Source organism: Pseudomonas sp. AC211, assembly GCF_979258055.1.
The window spans coordinates 461,480-476,861 of sequence record NZ_OZ409830.1 but is presented as its reverse complement, the minus strand read 5'-3'; the positions used below and the strand labels follow the sequence as shown (position 1 = coordinate 476,861).

At 57.5% G+C, this 15,382-nt stretch carries 10 protein-coding genes, 1 tRNA gene and 4 pseudogenes; 1 reads left to right on the top strand and 14 read right to left on the bottom strand.

The features are described from left to right. Positions 1-24 precede the first annotated feature (24 nt). From nusA to rlmE, 9 genes and pseudogenes are all read right to left on the bottom strand, one after another. On the bottom strand, positions 25-1,506 hold the full coding sequence (nusA, locus tag ACZZZP_RS02350; RefSeq protein WP_463381678.1) for a transcription termination factor NusA: 1,482 nt from the start codon (positions 1,504-1,506) through the stop codon (positions 25-27). Positions 1,507-1,553: 47 nt separating this feature from the next. Beyond that, complete coding sequence (rimP, locus tag ACZZZP_RS02345) at positions 1,554-2,012, bottom strand: ribosome maturation factor RimP (RefSeq protein ID WP_108098208.1); 459 nt, start codon at positions 2,010-2,012, stop codon at positions 1,554-1,556. A 324-nt stretch (positions 2,013-2,336) separates the two neighbouring features. Then, positions 2,337-2,422: transfer RNA gene (locus ACZZZP_RS02340), tRNA-Leu, on the bottom strand. An 11-nt stretch (positions 2,423-2,433) separates the two neighbouring features. Further along, entirely contained in the window at positions 2,434-2,817 is a 384-nt protein-coding gene (secG, locus tag ACZZZP_RS02335) for a preprotein translocase subunit SecG (protein ID WP_122493063.1), read from the bottom strand. 3 nt (positions 2,818-2,820) lie between these two features. Next, positions 2,821-3,577, bottom strand: a pseudogene (gene tpiA, locus ACZZZP_RS02330) (triose-phosphate isomerase). A gap of 65 nt (positions 3,578-3,642) precedes the next feature. After that, positions 3,643-4,981 (bottom strand): annotated as a pseudogene (gene glmM / locus ACZZZP_RS02325) (phosphoglucosamine mutase). A 16-nt stretch (positions 4,982-4,997) separates the two neighbouring features. Beyond that, positions 4,998-5,832, bottom strand: a pseudogene (gene folP, locus ACZZZP_RS02320) (dihydropteroate synthase); the annotation flags it as partial. A gap of 27 nt (positions 5,833-5,859) precedes the next feature. Continuing rightward, positions 5,860-7,774: pseudogene (gene ftsH / locus ACZZZP_RS02315) on the bottom strand (ATP-dependent zinc metalloprotease FtsH). Between the two features lie 201 nt (positions 7,775-7,975). Further along, positions 7,976-8,605 (bottom strand): 23S rRNA (uridine(2552)-2'-O)-methyltransferase RlmE, encoded by a 630-nt coding sequence (gene rlmE / locus ACZZZP_RS02310; RefSeq protein WP_463381675.1) that lies wholly within the window; start codon positions 8,603-8,605, stop codon positions 7,976-7,978. Positions 8,606-8,708: 103 nt separating this feature from the next. Between rlmE and yhbY the strand changes: the two genes are divergently transcribed. Then, a complete protein-coding gene (gene yhbY / locus ACZZZP_RS02305; protein ID WP_122493069.1) occupies positions 8,709-9,017 on the top strand; it encodes a ribosome assembly RNA-binding protein YhbY in 309 nt (102 codons plus the stop codon). A gap of 13 nt (positions 9,018-9,030) precedes the next feature. On the opposite strand, the gene ACZZZP_RS02300 is transcribed toward yhbY, so the two are convergent. From ACZZZP_RS02300 to dapB, 5 genes are all read right to left on the bottom strand, one after another. Beyond that, a complete protein-coding gene (locus ACZZZP_RS02300; protein WP_463381674.1) occupies positions 9,031-9,393 on the bottom strand; it encodes an MFS transporter in 363 nt (120 codons plus the stop codon). A gap of 70 nt (positions 9,394-9,463) precedes the next feature. Continuing rightward, a complete protein-coding gene (gene greA, locus ACZZZP_RS02295) occupies positions 9,464-9,940 on the bottom strand; it encodes a transcription elongation factor GreA (protein ID WP_463381673.1) in 477 nt (158 codons plus the stop codon). After that, positions 9,937-13,158: a carbamoyl-phosphate synthase large subunit gene (carB, locus tag ACZZZP_RS02290; RefSeq protein WP_463381672.1), complete on the bottom strand. Its 3,222-nt coding sequence runs from the start codon at positions 13,156-13,158 to the stop codon at positions 9,937-9,939. The genes greA and carB overlap by 4 nt, the downstream gene beginning before the upstream one ends. 35 nt (positions 13,159-13,193) lie before the next feature. Next, positions 13,194-14,330, bottom strand: a complete 1,137-nt coding sequence (gene carA, locus ACZZZP_RS02285) for a glutamine-hydrolyzing carbamoyl-phosphate synthase small subunit (RefSeq protein ID WP_122493073.1) — start codon at positions 14,328-14,330, stop codon at positions 13,194-13,196. A gap of 197 nt (positions 14,331-14,527) precedes the next feature. Further along, positions 14,528-15,331, bottom strand: coding sequence for a 4-hydroxy-tetrahydrodipicolinate reductase (dapB, locus tag ACZZZP_RS02280; RefSeq protein WP_463381671.1), 804 nt, complete (start codon positions 15,329-15,331; stop codon positions 14,528-14,530). Positions 15,332-15,382 lie beyond the last annotated feature (51 nt).

The window sequence follows — 15,382 nt, the reverse complement described above, 5'->3', positions numbered from 1 at the left end:
CACTTCTCTCCTCAGGCCGCCAACTTACTCGAACCAATGGGCTCGGGCGGCCATGATCAACTTGCCGGCACGCTCTGCGTCGATACCGTCGATGTCGAGCAGGTCGTCAATCGACTGCTCGGCCAGGTCTTCGCGGTTAATCACGCCGCGTACTGCCAGTTCTTGCGCCAACCCTTTGTCCATACCCTCAAGCGAGAGCAGGTCTTCGGCTGGTTGCGCGTCTGCCAGCTTTTCTTCCGTCGCAATGGCCTTGGTCAGCAGGCGATCTTTGGCGCGAGCGCGAAGCTCGGTGACGATTTCCTCGTCGAAGCCATCGATGCTGAGCATCTCTTCCATTGGGACATAGGCGATTTCTTCCAGGCTGGTGAAGCCTTCTTCTACCAACACCTGAGCAATATCTTCGTCGACTTCCAGCTCGTCGATGAAGTTCTGCAGGATGTCGCCAGTTTCAGCTTGCTGCTTGGCCTGAATATCCGCTTCGGTCATTACATTCAGTGTCCAGCCGGTCAACTGACTAGCCAAACGAACGTTCTGACCGCCACGGCCGATTGCTTGTGCCAGATTGTCTTCACCGACGGCGATGTCCATGGCATGGGCATCTTCGTCAACGATGATGGCGGCAACTTCGGCCGGTGACATGGCGTTGATCACGAACTGAGCAGGGTTGTCATCCCACAGCACGATATCGACACGCTCGCCGCCCAACTCACCCGACACCGCTTGTACACGCGAGCCGCGCATACCGATGCAGGCGCCTTGCGGGTCAATACGTTTGTCTTTGGAGCGCACGGCAATTTTGGCCCGCGAACCCGGATCACGGGAAGCGGCCATCACTTCAATAAGCTCTTCAGCGATTTCTGGCACTTCGATACGGAACAGTTCGATCAGCATTTCCGGCGCGGTGCGCGACAGGATCAGCTGAGGACCACGGTTCTCGGTGCGAATTTCTTTCAACAATGCACGCAGGCGAGCGCCAACGCGGAAGGTTTCGCGGGAGATGATGTCCTCGCGAGCCAGCAGCGCTTCAGCGTTGTTGCCCAGGTCAACGATGACGTTGTCGCGGGTAACTTTCTTCACGGTGCCGGAGATAATTTCGCCCAGACGTTCACGGTAAGCTTCGACCACTTGGGCGCGCTCAGCTTCACGAACTTTCTGCACGATAACTTGCTTGGCGGTTTGCGCCGCGATACGACCAAATTCGATCGACTCGATTTTTTCTTCGATGGTCTCGCCAAGCTGGGCATCAGGCTTGATTTCTCGTGCCTCGTCGAGCGTCAGCTCGGATGCCAGGTTGAACAGCGATTGATCATCAACCACGGTCCAGCAACGGAACGTTTCATAGCTGCCCGTTACACGATTGATCTCTACGCGAAGCTCAACTTCTACGTCGAAACGTTTTTTCGTTGCAGTGGCCAACGCCAACTCCAACGCCTCAAAAATCACGCCGGCCGGTACACCCTTTTCGTTGGATACCGACTCAACAACCAGCAGTACTTCTTTGCTCATCGTACGCCTCGCCTTTCGCAATCCATTGGATCCGCGGGATCCGCGTCTCAGTCAAAACTGGGAACAATATTGGCCTTGTCGATCGAATCGATCGGCAACAGGTATTCATGGTCATCAACCAGCACCACAACGTCCTGTTCCTCTACTCCGCGAAGGAGGCCCTGAAAGTTACGCCGCCCATCAAAGGGAGAACGCAGTTTGATCTTTACTTGCTCACCGGCGTGCGCGGCGAACTGCTCAATCGTGAACAGCGGCCGGTCCATGCCTGGCGAAGACACCTCCAAGGTGTATTCGCTAGCTACCGGGTCTTCGACATCCAGGACACCGCTCAACTGGCGACTGACCTTTTCGCAATCTTCGACAAGAATGCCGTTGGCATGATCGATATAGACGCGAAGCAGGGAATGCCGCCCCTGGGACAGGAACTCGATACCCCAGCATTGATAGCCAAGGGCCTCGACTACCGGGGCCAGCAAGGCCTGCAACTCTTCTAGCTTGCTCGACACTTGAACCCCTCGTGCATGTCGTACAAATAAAAAATGGGCGAAACGCCCATCCCTTGAAGCCGCTGAACGTTACGCTCAACGACAAAACAGCCAAACCAACAAAGCAACCGGCTAACAAAAAGCCCCTAAAAAGGGGCTCCGCTACAATCGATTGCAGGGGAAGAAAGGTTAAACCACACCTTCTTAGCCATGAGCCCATCGGGCTATCAAACGGCCGAACCCCACGTTAAAGCTGGGGCCGAAGTATACGACCGAATTAGCGCGATGGTCAATCCAATCCCCAGCAACAGCAAAGCCCGCATGAAGCGGGCTTTGCTGTTTAATTGGTACCGAGAAGGGGACTCGAACCCCTACAGCCTATGGCCACTACCACCTCAAGGTAGCGTGTCTACCAATTCCACCACCTCGGCAATTAACGCACTTACTTCTGCTCTGGAGCTTGAGGTACGTCGCTAGCGTTAGACGCTGGCTTTTGCTCTTCGAGCACCGGCACATCTTCTGCGACCGGTTTTTGCTGCGGCACTTCCAACACCGCTGGATCTGGCAAACCTGCCTGACCCAACATGTGAGCTTTTTCCTTAGCAAAGAAGCCTAAGCCCAAGCTAGTAATGAAAAAAGCGGCTGCAAGTATAGCAGTAAAACGACTAAGAAAGGTAGAGGAACCTTGGCTACCAAAAACAGTGGCCGAAGCACCCGAACCAAACGAGGCACCGGCATCGGCACCTTTACCCTGCTGCAGCAATACGAGCGCAACTACGCCCAAAGCCGCCAGCAGATGCAGAACTACAACGATAGTTTCCAGCATTTCTTAGTTTCCTGCGGCGCGACAGATCGCACCAAACTCATCCGCATTCAGAGAGGCTCCACCAATGAGCCCCCCATCGATATCCGGCATGCCGAACAATTCAATCGCATTGGCCGCCTTAACACTGCCGCCATAAAGAATTCGTACACCGCGAGCCACTTCAGCATCGCTAGCGCTCAGTTGCGCACGAATAGCTGCGTGCACGTCCTGCGCCTGCTCTGGCGTTGCGGTTAGGCCCGTGCCAATGGCCCAGACCGGCTCGTACGCAATGACCGCACGAGCAAACACTTCAACACCGAGCGCTTCTATCACGCAGCTCACCTGGCGATTCACCACCTCGATGGTCTGACCTGCTTCGCGCTGCTCCAGGGTTTCCCCTATGCACAACACGGGCTTCAAACCAGAGGCTTGTACCGCGGCGAACTTACGAACAAGCAGGTCATCTGTTTCGCCCAGCACCTGACGGCGCTCGGAATGACCTACAAGTACAAACTCACATCCTGCATCTGCCAGCTGACTTGAGGCGATTTCGCCTGTCAGCGCTCCCTGCTCGGGAACAGCAGCGCAATTCTGCGCGCCTACGGCGATGGACTTGCCTTTCACGCCAGCCAACACGTCGTTGATATAGAAGGCTTGGCGGAAAAACCGCTACCTCTACACCACCCGGCAAAGCCAGCGCGTGCAGGCCATTGATCAACTCAGCGACGCTGGCGCGGGTACCGTGCATTTTCCAGTTACCAGCTACCAAAGGGCGACGCATGCTCTACCTCGTCGATCAAAGTGGGCGCAGATGCTACCCAAGACATTAAGGATTAGCAAGCCGAATCAGGCACAGACTTCGGTAACTATTTTAGCTAATTCATCAGCATAGCTACGCACTTGGGCTTCGTCGTCACCCTCGACCATCACACGAACCAACGGCTCTGTGCCGGACTTACGCAACAACACGCGCCCACGCCCGCCCATACGCTCGGTCACGCGGGCGCAGGCATCGGTAACTGACGGGTGAGAAACCGGGTCGACGCCACCAGCAAACCGCACGTTAACCAACACCTGCGGACATTTACGCAGGCCCTGCCGGGCCTCTGCCAGACTCTTACCCCAACGACGCAACGCCAACAGCACCTGCAACGCGGCAATGATGGCGTCCCCGGTAGTAGTGTGTTGGAAGCACACGATATGCCCGGAGTTTTCGCCGCCAATCTGCCAGTTACGCTCGAGCAGTTCGCTGATTACGTAGCGGTCGCCGACATTGGCGCGCACGAAGGGGATGTTCAGATCGGCCAGCGCCAACTCAAGCCCCAAATTGCTCATCAGCGTCCCAACGACGCCGCCCTGCAGCTTGCCAAGTTCTTGGAGATCTCGAGCAATGATGTACAGCAGCTCATCGCCATCGACCAGAGCCCCCGTGTGATCAACCATCAGCACGCGGTCGGCATCTCCATCGAAGCCGATGCCAAGATCCGCACCATGCTCCACAACGGCTGCCTGCAGCGCGCCCATGTGCGTGGAGCCGCAGTCATCGTTGATATTCAGGCCGTTAGGGGAAGCGGACAGCACCGTGACGTTGGCGCCTAGTTCGCGAAATACGCTAGGCGCAATTTTGTAAGCAGCGCCATGAGCACAGTCCACCACCAGTTTTAAACCGGCGAAATCGGTGCTGGTTGGCACGCTGTTCTTCACAGAATTCGATGTACCGGCCAGCGGCGTCATTGATACGCGACACTTTCCCGAGCTTCGCCGACTCCACCACCGTCATCGGCGCGTCGAGCAGCTCTTCAATCATCAGCTCCAACTCGTCGGGCAATTTGGTGCCCTGGCCGGAGAAGAATTTGATGCCGTTGTCGTCGTGCGGGTTGTGCGAGGCGCTGATAACGATGCCCGCTTCAGCGTGGAAGGTGCGAGTCAGGTAGGCGATGGCTGGGGTCGGCATCGGGCCGAGCAACATCACGTCGGCGCCCGCAGCAGACAAACCCGCCTCCAAGGCAGACTCAAACATATAACCGGAAATTCGCGTGTCTTTACCGATAAGCACACGGCAGGCACCCTGCTTACGAAACGCCATGCCCGCCGCCCAGCCGAGCTTAAGCATGAAATCTGGAGTGATCGGGAACGGACCTACGCGCCCACGGATGCCGTCGGTGCCGAAATATTTTTTGCCCATTTGCTCTCCGAGCTCCTTAATCTGCTGCTTGCACAGCAGCAATCATGCGCACCACGTCGACGGTTTCCGCCACGTCATGCACACGCAAAATATGTGCGCCCTTCGCTACTGCCAAAGCGGCCAATGCCAAGACTGCCGTGCAGTCGGTCGCCGACTTCTCGACCCAGCGCCCGACCAATCATGCTTTTACGCGAGACGCCGACCAACAAAGGCCGGCCGAGCGCGTGCAAGGCGTCCAAGTGCTTAAACAGCGACAGATTATGCTCAAACGTTTTGGCAAAGCCGAAACCAGGATCCAGCACTACACGCTCGGAGCCAATCCCAGCCGCTACACAAGCGGCCGTGCGCTCAGCCAGGAAGTCTCGCACCTCAGCCACGATATCTGCATACACCGGATTGTCTTGCATGGTGCCCGGCTCGCCGCGCATGTGCATCAGACACACCGGCAAGCGGGTGGCCGCTGCAGCTTCTAGCGCGCCGTCACGCTGCAACGAGCGGACGTCGTTGATCAGCCCGGCACCCAGCCGCGCTGACTCGCGAATCACAGCGGGTGTGGACGTATCGACAGAGATGATCACATCCAACTCGCGCGCTATCGCCTCGACCACCGGCGCCACGCGCTCCAACTCCTCAACCGGCGATACGGCCCGTGCTCCCGGGCGCGTTGACTCCCCGCCGACGTCGATAAGCGTAGCGCCTGCAGCCACCATGTCGGCGGCGTGACGCAACGCCAGATCGACGCGACTGAAGCGCCCGCCGTCAGAGAAAGAGTCGGGGGTCACGTTAAGAATGCCCATCACGTGCGGGCGGCTTAAATCAAGAAACCGGCTACCACAAGGTAGCCGGTTCGGAGTGTTGCGTCAGAGACATGTCAGGCCTTAATGCTCAGCGGCTGGACCACCGATAGGTTTTTCAGGCACTTCAGCAGGATCTTGTTTGCTGATCGTAGAACCGGAATCGCCATCATCCTGCCAGTCGCGGGGCTCGCGTGGTGTGCGGCCATTCATGATGTCGTCGATCTGATCAGCATCAATGGTTTCGTACTTCATCAGCGCGTCGCACATGGCGTTCAGCTTGTCGCGGTTCTCTTCGAGCAAACGTTTCGCGGTGCCGTAGCACTCGTCAATGATGCTACGCACTTCCAGATCAATCAGTCGCGACGTATCAGCCGACATGCTGCTCTGCTGACCACCGCCCCCGCGACCGAGGAACACTTCGCCATCTTCTTCGGCATACATAAGCGGGCCGAGTTTTTCCGACAAGCCCCACTTGGTAACCATGTTTCGCGCAATCTGGCTCGCACGCATGATGTCGTTGGAAGCGCCGGTGGTAACACCGTCAAAACCCAGCGTCATTTCTTCAGCAATACGACCGCCATACAACGAGCAGATCTGGCTGATCAGCGCGCGCTTCGACAGGCTGTAGCGATCTTCTTCAGGCAGAAACATGGTGACGCCTAGCGCCCGACCACGAGGAATGATCGACACTTTGTAAACCGGGTCATGCTCAGGAACCAGGCGACCAACGATGGCGTGGCCTGCCTCATGGAACGCAGTATTGAGTTTCTCTTTCTCCGACATGACCATGGATTTGCGCTCAGCGCCCATCATGATTTTGTCTTTCGCCAGTTCAAACTCTTTCATTTCGACGATGCGCTTGCCAGCACGAGCCGCAAACAGCGAAGCCTCGTTGACCAGATTCGCCAGATCGGCACCGGAGAAACCCGGCGTGCCACGAGCAATGACGGCAGGCTTAACGTTGTCGCCCATCGGCACTTTGCGCATGTGCACTTTCAGAATTTGTTCGCGACCGCGAATGTCTGGCAGACCGACCACAACCTGACGGTCGAAACGACCGGGACGCAGCAAGGCAGGGTCCAGCACGTCCGGACGGTTAGTGGCGGCAATGACGATGATGCCGTCATTCATTTCGAAGCCGTCCATCTCAACCAGCAACTGGTTCAGTGTCTGCTCGCGCTCATCGTGACCACCGCCCATGCCGGCGCCACGGTGGCGGCCGACGGCGTCGATTTCGTCGATGAAGATGATGCAAGGAGCGTGTTTCTTGGCCTGCTCGAACATGTCGCGTACGCGACTGGCGCCAACGCCGACGAACATTTCAACGAAGTCGGAACCGGAAATGGTGAAGAACGGAACCTTCGCCTCACCAGCAATGGCTTTAGCCAGCAGAGTTTTACCCGTCCCCGGTGGGCCCACCATCAATACGCCACGGGGGAATACGGCCGCCCAGACGCTGGAATTTACCCGGATCACGCAGGAACTCGACGAGCTCGCCCACTTCTTCTTTAGCCTCGTCGCAGCCCGCTACGTCAGCCAGAGTGGTTTTAACCTGGTCTTCGGAAAGCAGGCGCGCCTTGCTTTTGCCGAAGCTCATCGGGCCGCCCTTGCCGCCCGCGCCGCCTTGCATCTGGCGCATGAAGAACATGAACACGGCGATGATCACCAGAATCGGAAAGCTAGCAACCAGCAACTGAGTCCAGATGCTCTGCTGCTCAGGCTTCTTGCCTTCGACGGTGACGTTGTTGTTGATCAGATCACCGATCAGCCCGCGGTCTTCGATCATCGGCCGCACTGTGGTGAAAGGCTTGCCGTCAGTGCCAATGCCCGTAATGGTGAAGCCTTCGATGGTGACTTTTTGCACGCCGCCGTCTTTGACCTGCTCGATAAATTGCGAGTAGTTCAGGGTCTGGGGCTCGCTCGGACTGGAGAAATTGTTCATCACCGTCACCAGGACGGCAGCGATGATCAGCCACAAGATCAGGTTCTTTGCCATGTCGTTCAATTAGCTACCCTCTGAAGCAGGCCCCACGCGGGACGAACCTCGCATTACGGCTGGATATTGATCCGCCTAACTTACTACACAACTTCCGAACCTAGGCAGGAAGCGTCTGTAACCCTTTATGAGGCATTGCCGTGAAACGGCAAAACAACGCTCGACTCTTACAACGTTCGACTGAGCCCTGCATTCAGGGGTTCAATCTTGCGCCCCGCGAAAGCCGCGAGCTAGCAGATATTGCTCGCGGGACCGGTCACGAGAAGACAGCGGCTTACGCATCTGCACCTTCTCGAACATGGTTCGCACTTGCTTGTGATACATATCGAAGCCTTCACCCTGGAAGATTTTGATCAGGAAGTCGCCACCTGGACGTAAGACCTGACCTGCCAAATCCAGCGCTAACTCGCATAGATACATCGCACGCGCTTGATCCGCCATCTTCACCCCACTCATATTGGGGGCCATATCCGAAATCACAAGGTCCACCGGATGATCGCCGACCGCCTCAAGTATCTGCGCGAGGACGGACTCTTCCGTGAAATCGCCTTGAATAAAGGTGACGTCAGGAATGCTGTCCATTTCAAGGATATCGGAGGCTATCAGCCGACCTTTATCCCCGAGCACCCGACTGGTCACCTGCGACCAACCACCAGGAGCAGCGCCAAGGTCAATCACTGTGTTGCCGGGCCGCAAAATGCGATCTTTTTCCTGGATCTCTAACAATTTGTAGCTGGCACGGGAACGGTAGCCGTCCTTCTGCGCCATTTTTACGTACGGGTCGTTGAAATGCTCTTTCAACCAACCTTGGCTTGTTTTGGAACGTGCCACTGGGCACCTCAACATTAACGGGGCGTGATTAACTGGGCGGTACCGAGGGCGCTCGGTTAAACTAGCCGCCGCTTTTTACAAGATCAGACGCAGGGGTCAGATTATGCCGCTCACTCAGGAGCAGAAGAAACAGTACAAATCTATCGGTCACCATCTAAAACCGGTATTGATTGTTGCTGACAATGGTTTGACCGAAGGTGTGCTCGCCGAATTGGAGCGCGCGCTGACTGATCACGAACTGATCAAGATTCAACTAAGAATCACCGAACGCGAAAGTCGCTTGGCTGCTATTGAAGAACTGTGCAAAACCGCGAAAAGCGATTTGGTGCAGGTCATCGGCAAGATGGCGCTTATCTACCGCAAGAATCCGAAAGTGAACAAACAGCTGTCGAACGTCACCCGTTTTAGCTGATTGCCATCACTCGTCAGTGGCGCGCCGTGCGTGCCCTGGCTGCCTCGCCGTCCGGCACTGGCTGTAGAACCAACAGCGCACCGCATAACGCTAAAACCAAAAACGAGAACAACTGCAACCGCAGGGCGTCCGGCTGCCAGCGATGCAGAGCACCATACACCAGCGCCACGAGCAAACTCGCGACCAGAAGCTGACCGCGAACATCGCGCCACAACGATGAAATGCGCTCGGCCTGCAGCAATACAAGCATCTGCAGCACCAGCCCACCCGCTGCCAGTAACACCAGCAGCGGACTCAGCGTGTTGGCGATTTCCTCGACGAGCATCGGTGCAAGACCGATCCGCTCCAGCGCAGGCAATACCACGAAGTGAAGCAACCACAGGCCGCCAACCCAGAAAGTCTGAGCCAGCCGCCAGGTGACTACCCCAACATCGAGTGGACGGGCTTTAGATATGACGAACCTCGACAATCTCGTACTCAATCAACCCGCTCGGCGTACGCACTGGAACCACATCGCCTTCTTCCTTGGCGATCAATGCGCGAGCGATTGGTGAGCCTACGGAAATTTTCCCGAGCTTGATGTCCGCTTCGTCCTCACCAACGATCTGGTAGGTCACGCGCTCGTCAGTTTCAACGTTCGCAATTTCCACCGTGGTGCCGAAAATCACCTTGCCGGTTGGCGCGATGGCGGTCACGTCGATGACCTGAGCGTTTTGCAGCCGACCTTCGATATCGCGAATGCGCGCCTCAACCATACCCTGCTGTTCACGCGCGGCATGGTATTCAGCGTTTTCCTTCAGGTCACCCAATTCGCGGGCCGTGCCGATGTCCTGGCTGAGCTTCGGACGCACGACCTTGGTCAAGTGGGCGTGTTCTTCTTCCAGGGCGCGAGCGCCCTGGACGGTCATTGGGTACTTGATCATGCTTTCAATCCTGCATGCAGATCCTGCAAGCGGCGAACGGTCTTCTCGGGACCAAACTTCAGCGCTTCACAGATAGCCTCGCCCGCTGCAATCGTGGTGGTGCAGTAAATCTTGTGCTGCAGCGCGTTGCGGCGAATGGAGTAAGAGTCAGCGATCGACTGACGACCTTCGGTGGTGTTGATGATCAGCGTGACTTCGTCATTTTTGATCATGTCGACCACGTGCGGACGGCCTTCGGTCACCTTGTTCACACGACGCACTTTCAGGCCAGCCGCTTCGATCAGCTTGGCAGTGCCAGCAGTAGCGACGATTTCAAAACCCAAGCTAATCAGGTCGCGAGCGACGCCTGCAACCAGCGGTTTGTCATCGTCGCGCACGCTAATAAAGGCGGTGCCGCCCGTTGGCAAGATTTCGCTGGCGCCCATCTGAGCTTTAGCGAACGCCTCGCCGAACGTGTCGCCCACGCCCATCACTTCACCGGTCGACTTCATTTCTGGGCCGAGGATCGGGTCTACGCCTGGGAACTTGGCGAACGGGAACACGGCTTCTTTCACGCTGTAGAAGTTCGGAATGATCTCTTCGGTCAGACCGACTTCTTTCAGGGTTTTGCCGGCCATGACGCGAGCCGCGATCATCGCCAGGGAAACGCCGATGCACTTGGACACGAACGGCACGGTACGCGAAGCACGCGGGTTCACTTCAATAACGAAGATGTCCTCGCCCTGCACGGCCATCTGCACGTTCATCAAACCCACCACACCGAGCTCCAAGGCCATCTTTTTGACCTGTTCGCGGATCTCGTTCTGGATGTGGGCTGGCAGCGAATACGGCGGCAGCGAGCAAGCCGAGTCACCGGAGTGAACGCCGGCCTGTTCGATGTGCTGCATGATGGCGCCGATAACTACTGTCTCGCCGTCGCACACCGCGTCGATGTCGACTTCGATGGCGCAGTTAAGGAAGTGATCAAGCAGCACAGGGCTGTCATTCGAGACCTGCACGGCCTCACGCAGATAGCGCTTGAGCTCTTCTTCTTCGTAGACGATTTCCATCGCCCGACCGCCCAGCACGTAGGACGGACGCACCACCAGCGGGTAACCAATCTTGTTGGCAGCGCGAATGGCTTCGTCTTCGCTGCGCACGGTAGCGTTTGGCGGCTGGCGCAGGTTCAGGCGTTCAACCATCTGCTGGAAGCGCTCGCGGTCTTCAGCACGGTCGATGGCGTCTGGCGACGTGCCGATGATTGGAACACCAGCCTCTTCCAGCGCGCGAGCCAGTTTCAGCGGAGTCTGACCGCCGTACTGCACGATCACGCCTTTCGGCTGTTCTACACGGACGATTTCAAGCACGTCTTCCAGGGTTACCGACTCAAAATACAGGCGGTCCGAGGTGTCGTAGTCAGTCGAAACGGTTTCCGGGTTGCAGTTAACCATGATGGTTTCGTAACCATCGTCGCGCATCGCCAAGGCGGCGTGGACGCAGCAGTAGTCGAACTCGATCCCTTGACCGATACGGTTCGGACCACCGCCCAGAATCATGATCTTGTCGCGGGTCGACGGATTCGCTTCGCACTCTTCCTCGTAGGTCGAATACATGTAAGCGGTGTCGGTGGAGAACTCGGCCGCACAGGTGTCCACGCGCTTGTAGACCGGCAGCACCTTCAACTTGTGACGGTGGCTGCGCAGGTTTTTCTCGGTCACACCCAGCAGCTTGGCCAAACGGGCGTCGGAGAAGCCCTTGCGCTTGAGCTTGTACATCACGTCGCGATCAATGGACGACAAGCCCATGGTCTTGATGCGCTCTTCGTCTTTGATCAGGTCCTCGATCTGCACCAGGAACCAGTGATCGATTTTGGTCAGCGCAAAAATGTCGTCGCAGCTCATGCCAGCGCGGAAGGCGTCGGCCACATACCAGATGCGCTCAGCGCCCGGCACGGTCAGCTCACGCTTGAGAATGCCCTTGGCTTCCGGATTACTCAGGTCGAGCTTCGGATCAAAGCCGTTCACACCCACTTCAAGACCGCGCAGAGCTTTCTGTACGGACTCTTGGAAGGTGCGACCGATGGCCATCACCTCACCGACCGATTTCATTTGCGTAGTCAGGCGGGCGTCGGCTTTCGGGAATTTCTCAAAGGCGAAACGAGGAATCTTGGTAACGACGTAGTCGATAGCCGGCTCGAACGAGGCCGGGGTTTTACCGCCAGTGATGTCGTTCTGCAGCTCGTCGAGGGTGTAACCAACTGCCAGCTTGGCGGCGACCTTGGCAATCGGGAAGCCGGTGGCTTTCGAGGCCAGCGCGGAGGAGCGAGAAACCCGTGGGTTCATCTCGATCACGACCATACGACCGGTGTCCGGGCAAATACCGAACTGCACGTTCGAGCCGCCAGTTTCAACGCCGATTTCACGCAGCACTGCCAGCGAGGCGTTGCGCAGAATCTGGTATTCCTTGTCGGTCAGGGTTTGCGCCGGAGCCACGGTGATGGAGTCACCGGTGTGCACGCCCATCGGGTCGAAGTTCTCGATGGAGCAAACGATGATGCAGTTGTCCTTTTTGTCGCGGACCACTTCCATCTCGTACTCTTTCCAGCCGATCAACGACTCGTCGATCAGCAGCTCTTTGGTCGGCGACAGATCCAGACCACGGGCGCAGATTTCTTCGAATTCTTCACGGTTGTAGGCGATACCGCCGCCCGTGCCGCCCATGGTGAAGGACGGACGGATAATGCACGGGAAGCCGAGCTTCTCGAGCACCGCGTTGGCCTCTTCCATGTTGTGGGCAATACCGGAGCGCGGACAGGCCAGGCCGATGTCTTTCATGGCCTTGTCAAAACGCGAGCGGTCTTCGGCTTTGTCGATGGTGTCGGCATTGGCGCCGATCATTTCCACGCCGAACTTTTCCAGAACGCCGTGGCGCTCCAGGTCCAGGGCGCAGTTCAGTGCGGTCTGGCCACCCATGGTTGGCAGCAGTGCGTCTGGACGCTCTTTTTCGATGATCTTGGCAACGGTTTGCCACTTGATCGGTTCGATGTACGTGGCGTCGGCCATGGCCGGGTCGGTCATGATGGTGGCCGGGTTGGAGTTCACCAGAATGACCCGGTAACCCTCTTCGCGCAGGGCCTTGCAGGCCTGGGCGCCGGAGTAATCGAACTCGCACGCCTGGCCGATAACGATGGGGCCGGCGCCGAGGATCAGGATGCTTTTAAGGTCTGTACGTTTTGGCATTTTCTACTCTCGAATCCTTTGGTCAGTCGGCAGGCTTAACGGCGCGCGGCCATGGCTTCGATGAATCGGTCAAACAAAGGAGCAACGTCCAGCGGACCCGGGCTCGCTTCAGGGTGGCCCTGGAAGCTGAAGGCAACCTTGTCGGTGCGCTCAATGCCTTGAAGGGTGCCGTCGAACAGCGACTTGTGCGTAGCGCGCAGGTTGGACGGCAAGGTTGCTTCGTCCACTGCGAAACCGTGGTTCTGGCTGGTGATCATCACCACGCCGGTATCGAGGTCTTGAACCGGGTGGTTGGCACCGTGGTGACCATGACCCATTTTCACGGTCTTGGCGCCCGAGGCCAGCGCCAGCAATTGGTGGCCGAGGCAGATGCCGAATACCGGAATCTCGGTTTCCAGCACTTCTTTAATCGCCTGAATCGCGTAGTCGCACGGCTCCGGATCGCCAGGGCCGTTAGACAGGAATACGCCGTCCGGTTGAAGGGCTAGCACTTCGCTGGCTGGCGTTTGCGCCGGCACCACGGTGACGCGGCAGCCGCGTTCAACCAGCATGCGCAGAATGTTCAATTTCACGCCGTAGTCGAAGGCGACGACATGGTGCGGCAGCTCGCTGGCGTCGATATCCGGGTGGCTGTCGGTCTTCAGGTTCCAGACACTGGAGCGCCATTCGTAGCGCTCGGTGGAGCTGACCACTTTGGCCAAGTCCATGCCTTTCAAACCGGGGAAGCCACGCGCGGCTGCCAAGGCTTGCTCGTCGGAGATGTTGTCGCCAGCCAAGATGCAGCCGTTCTGGGCGCCTTTCTCACGCAGGATGCGGGTCAGGCGGCGCGTGTCGATACCGGCGATAGCCACAACGTTGTTGGCTTTCAGGTAATCCGACAGCGACATGGTGTTACGCCAGTTGCTTGCCACCAATGGGAGATCGCGTATCACCAGGCCGGCGGACCAGACGCGGTTCGACTCGGCGTCTTCCGGCGTGGTGCCGGTGTTGCCGATATGGGGATAAGTCAGGGTAACGATTTGTTGGGCATAGGAAGGATCGGTGAGGATTTCCTGATAGCCGGTCATAGCAGTATTGAACACCACCTCTCCGACGGTTTGACCGTCGATTCCAATGGCTTCGCCGCGAAAAATGCTGCCATCAGCAAGGGCGAGTATGGCTGGCTTAGTCAAGAAGACCTCCGGTAAATCAAGCCTGACGGGGCGTACGCAGGTTGTAAAAAAAGCGGGATGACGCTTAGACACGTCACCCCGCTTTTTTGAGAATCACTTTTTCAAGTTAACTGCGCGCTTTTAGTGGACACACTAAAGCTGTAGCTTACAGAAAAAGGCATTTTTGGTCTACCCACGATGACAACCGTTTAGTCGCCTCAGTGCAGATCAAGCACATCCTGCATATCGTAAAGCCCCGCCGGCTTCTCATTCAGCCACAGCGCCGAACGCACCGCACCGCGGGCAAAGGTCATGCGACTTGATGCTTTGTGCGTGATCTCAACGCGCTCGCCGTCGGCCGCAAACAGCACCGTGTGGTCGCCAACGATGTCGCCAGCGCGCACGGTAGCAAAGCCGATAGTTTCGCGGTCACGGGCTCCGGTCTGACCTTCACGACCGTATACCGCCACTTTCTGCAGATCACGCCCAAGCGCCTGCGCGACCACTTCGCCCATGCGCACGGCTGTGCCAGAGGGCGCGTCGACTTTATGCCGGTGGTGCGCTTCGAGGATTTCAATATCCACGTCGTCGCCCAACACGCGCGCGGCGGTATCGAGCAACTTCAAGCATAAATTGACGCCGACGCTGAAGTTGGCGGCGAAGACGATCGAGATGTCCTTGCCCGCGTCGGCCAGCCGCTGTTTTTCCTCAACGCTGAAACCGGTAGTGCCGATCACCATGGATTTGCCAGCCTTGCGGCAGACTTCCAGGTTTTTCAGGGTTACGGTGGGATGCGTGAAGTCGATAAGCACATCGAACTGCTCAACCACCTCGGCGAGGTCGCCCACCAGAATTACGCCTAACTTGCCCATGCCAGCCAACTCGCCGACATCAGCACCGATCAGACTGCTGTCCGGGCGATCAATTGCGGCTGTCAGCTTGGCGCCATCGGCCTGCTGAATCGCCTCAATCAGGGTTTTGCCCATGCGCCCGGCGGCGCCCACTACGGCTATACGTTGCATTCATTCAGCTCCCAGCTAATAACTTGCAACCGGCGAAGCACTCAGACCTCG

Coding starts and splice junctions, on each gene's coding strand:
- nusA (WP_463381678.1), bottom strand. CDS start 1,506: ATGAGCAAAGAAGTACTGCTGGTTGTTGAGTCGGTATCCAACGAAAAG.
- secG (WP_122493063.1), bottom strand. CDS start 2,817: ATGCTGGAAACTATCGTTGTAGTTCTGCATCTGCTGGCGGCTTTGGGC.
- yhbY (WP_122493069.1), top strand. CDS start 8,709: ATGCCGCTCACTCAGGAGCAGAAGAAACAGTACAAATCTATCGGTCAC.
- greA (WP_463381673.1), bottom strand. CDS start 9,940: ATGATCAAGTACCCAATGACCGTCCAGGGCGCTCGCGCCCTGGAAGAA.
- carB (WP_463381672.1), bottom strand. CDS start 13,158: ATGCCAAAACGTACAGACCTTAAAAGCATCCTGATCCTCGGCGCCGGC.
- dapB (WP_463381671.1), bottom strand. CDS start 15,331: ATGCAACGTATAGCCGTAGTGGGCGCCGCCGGGCGCATGGGCAAAACC.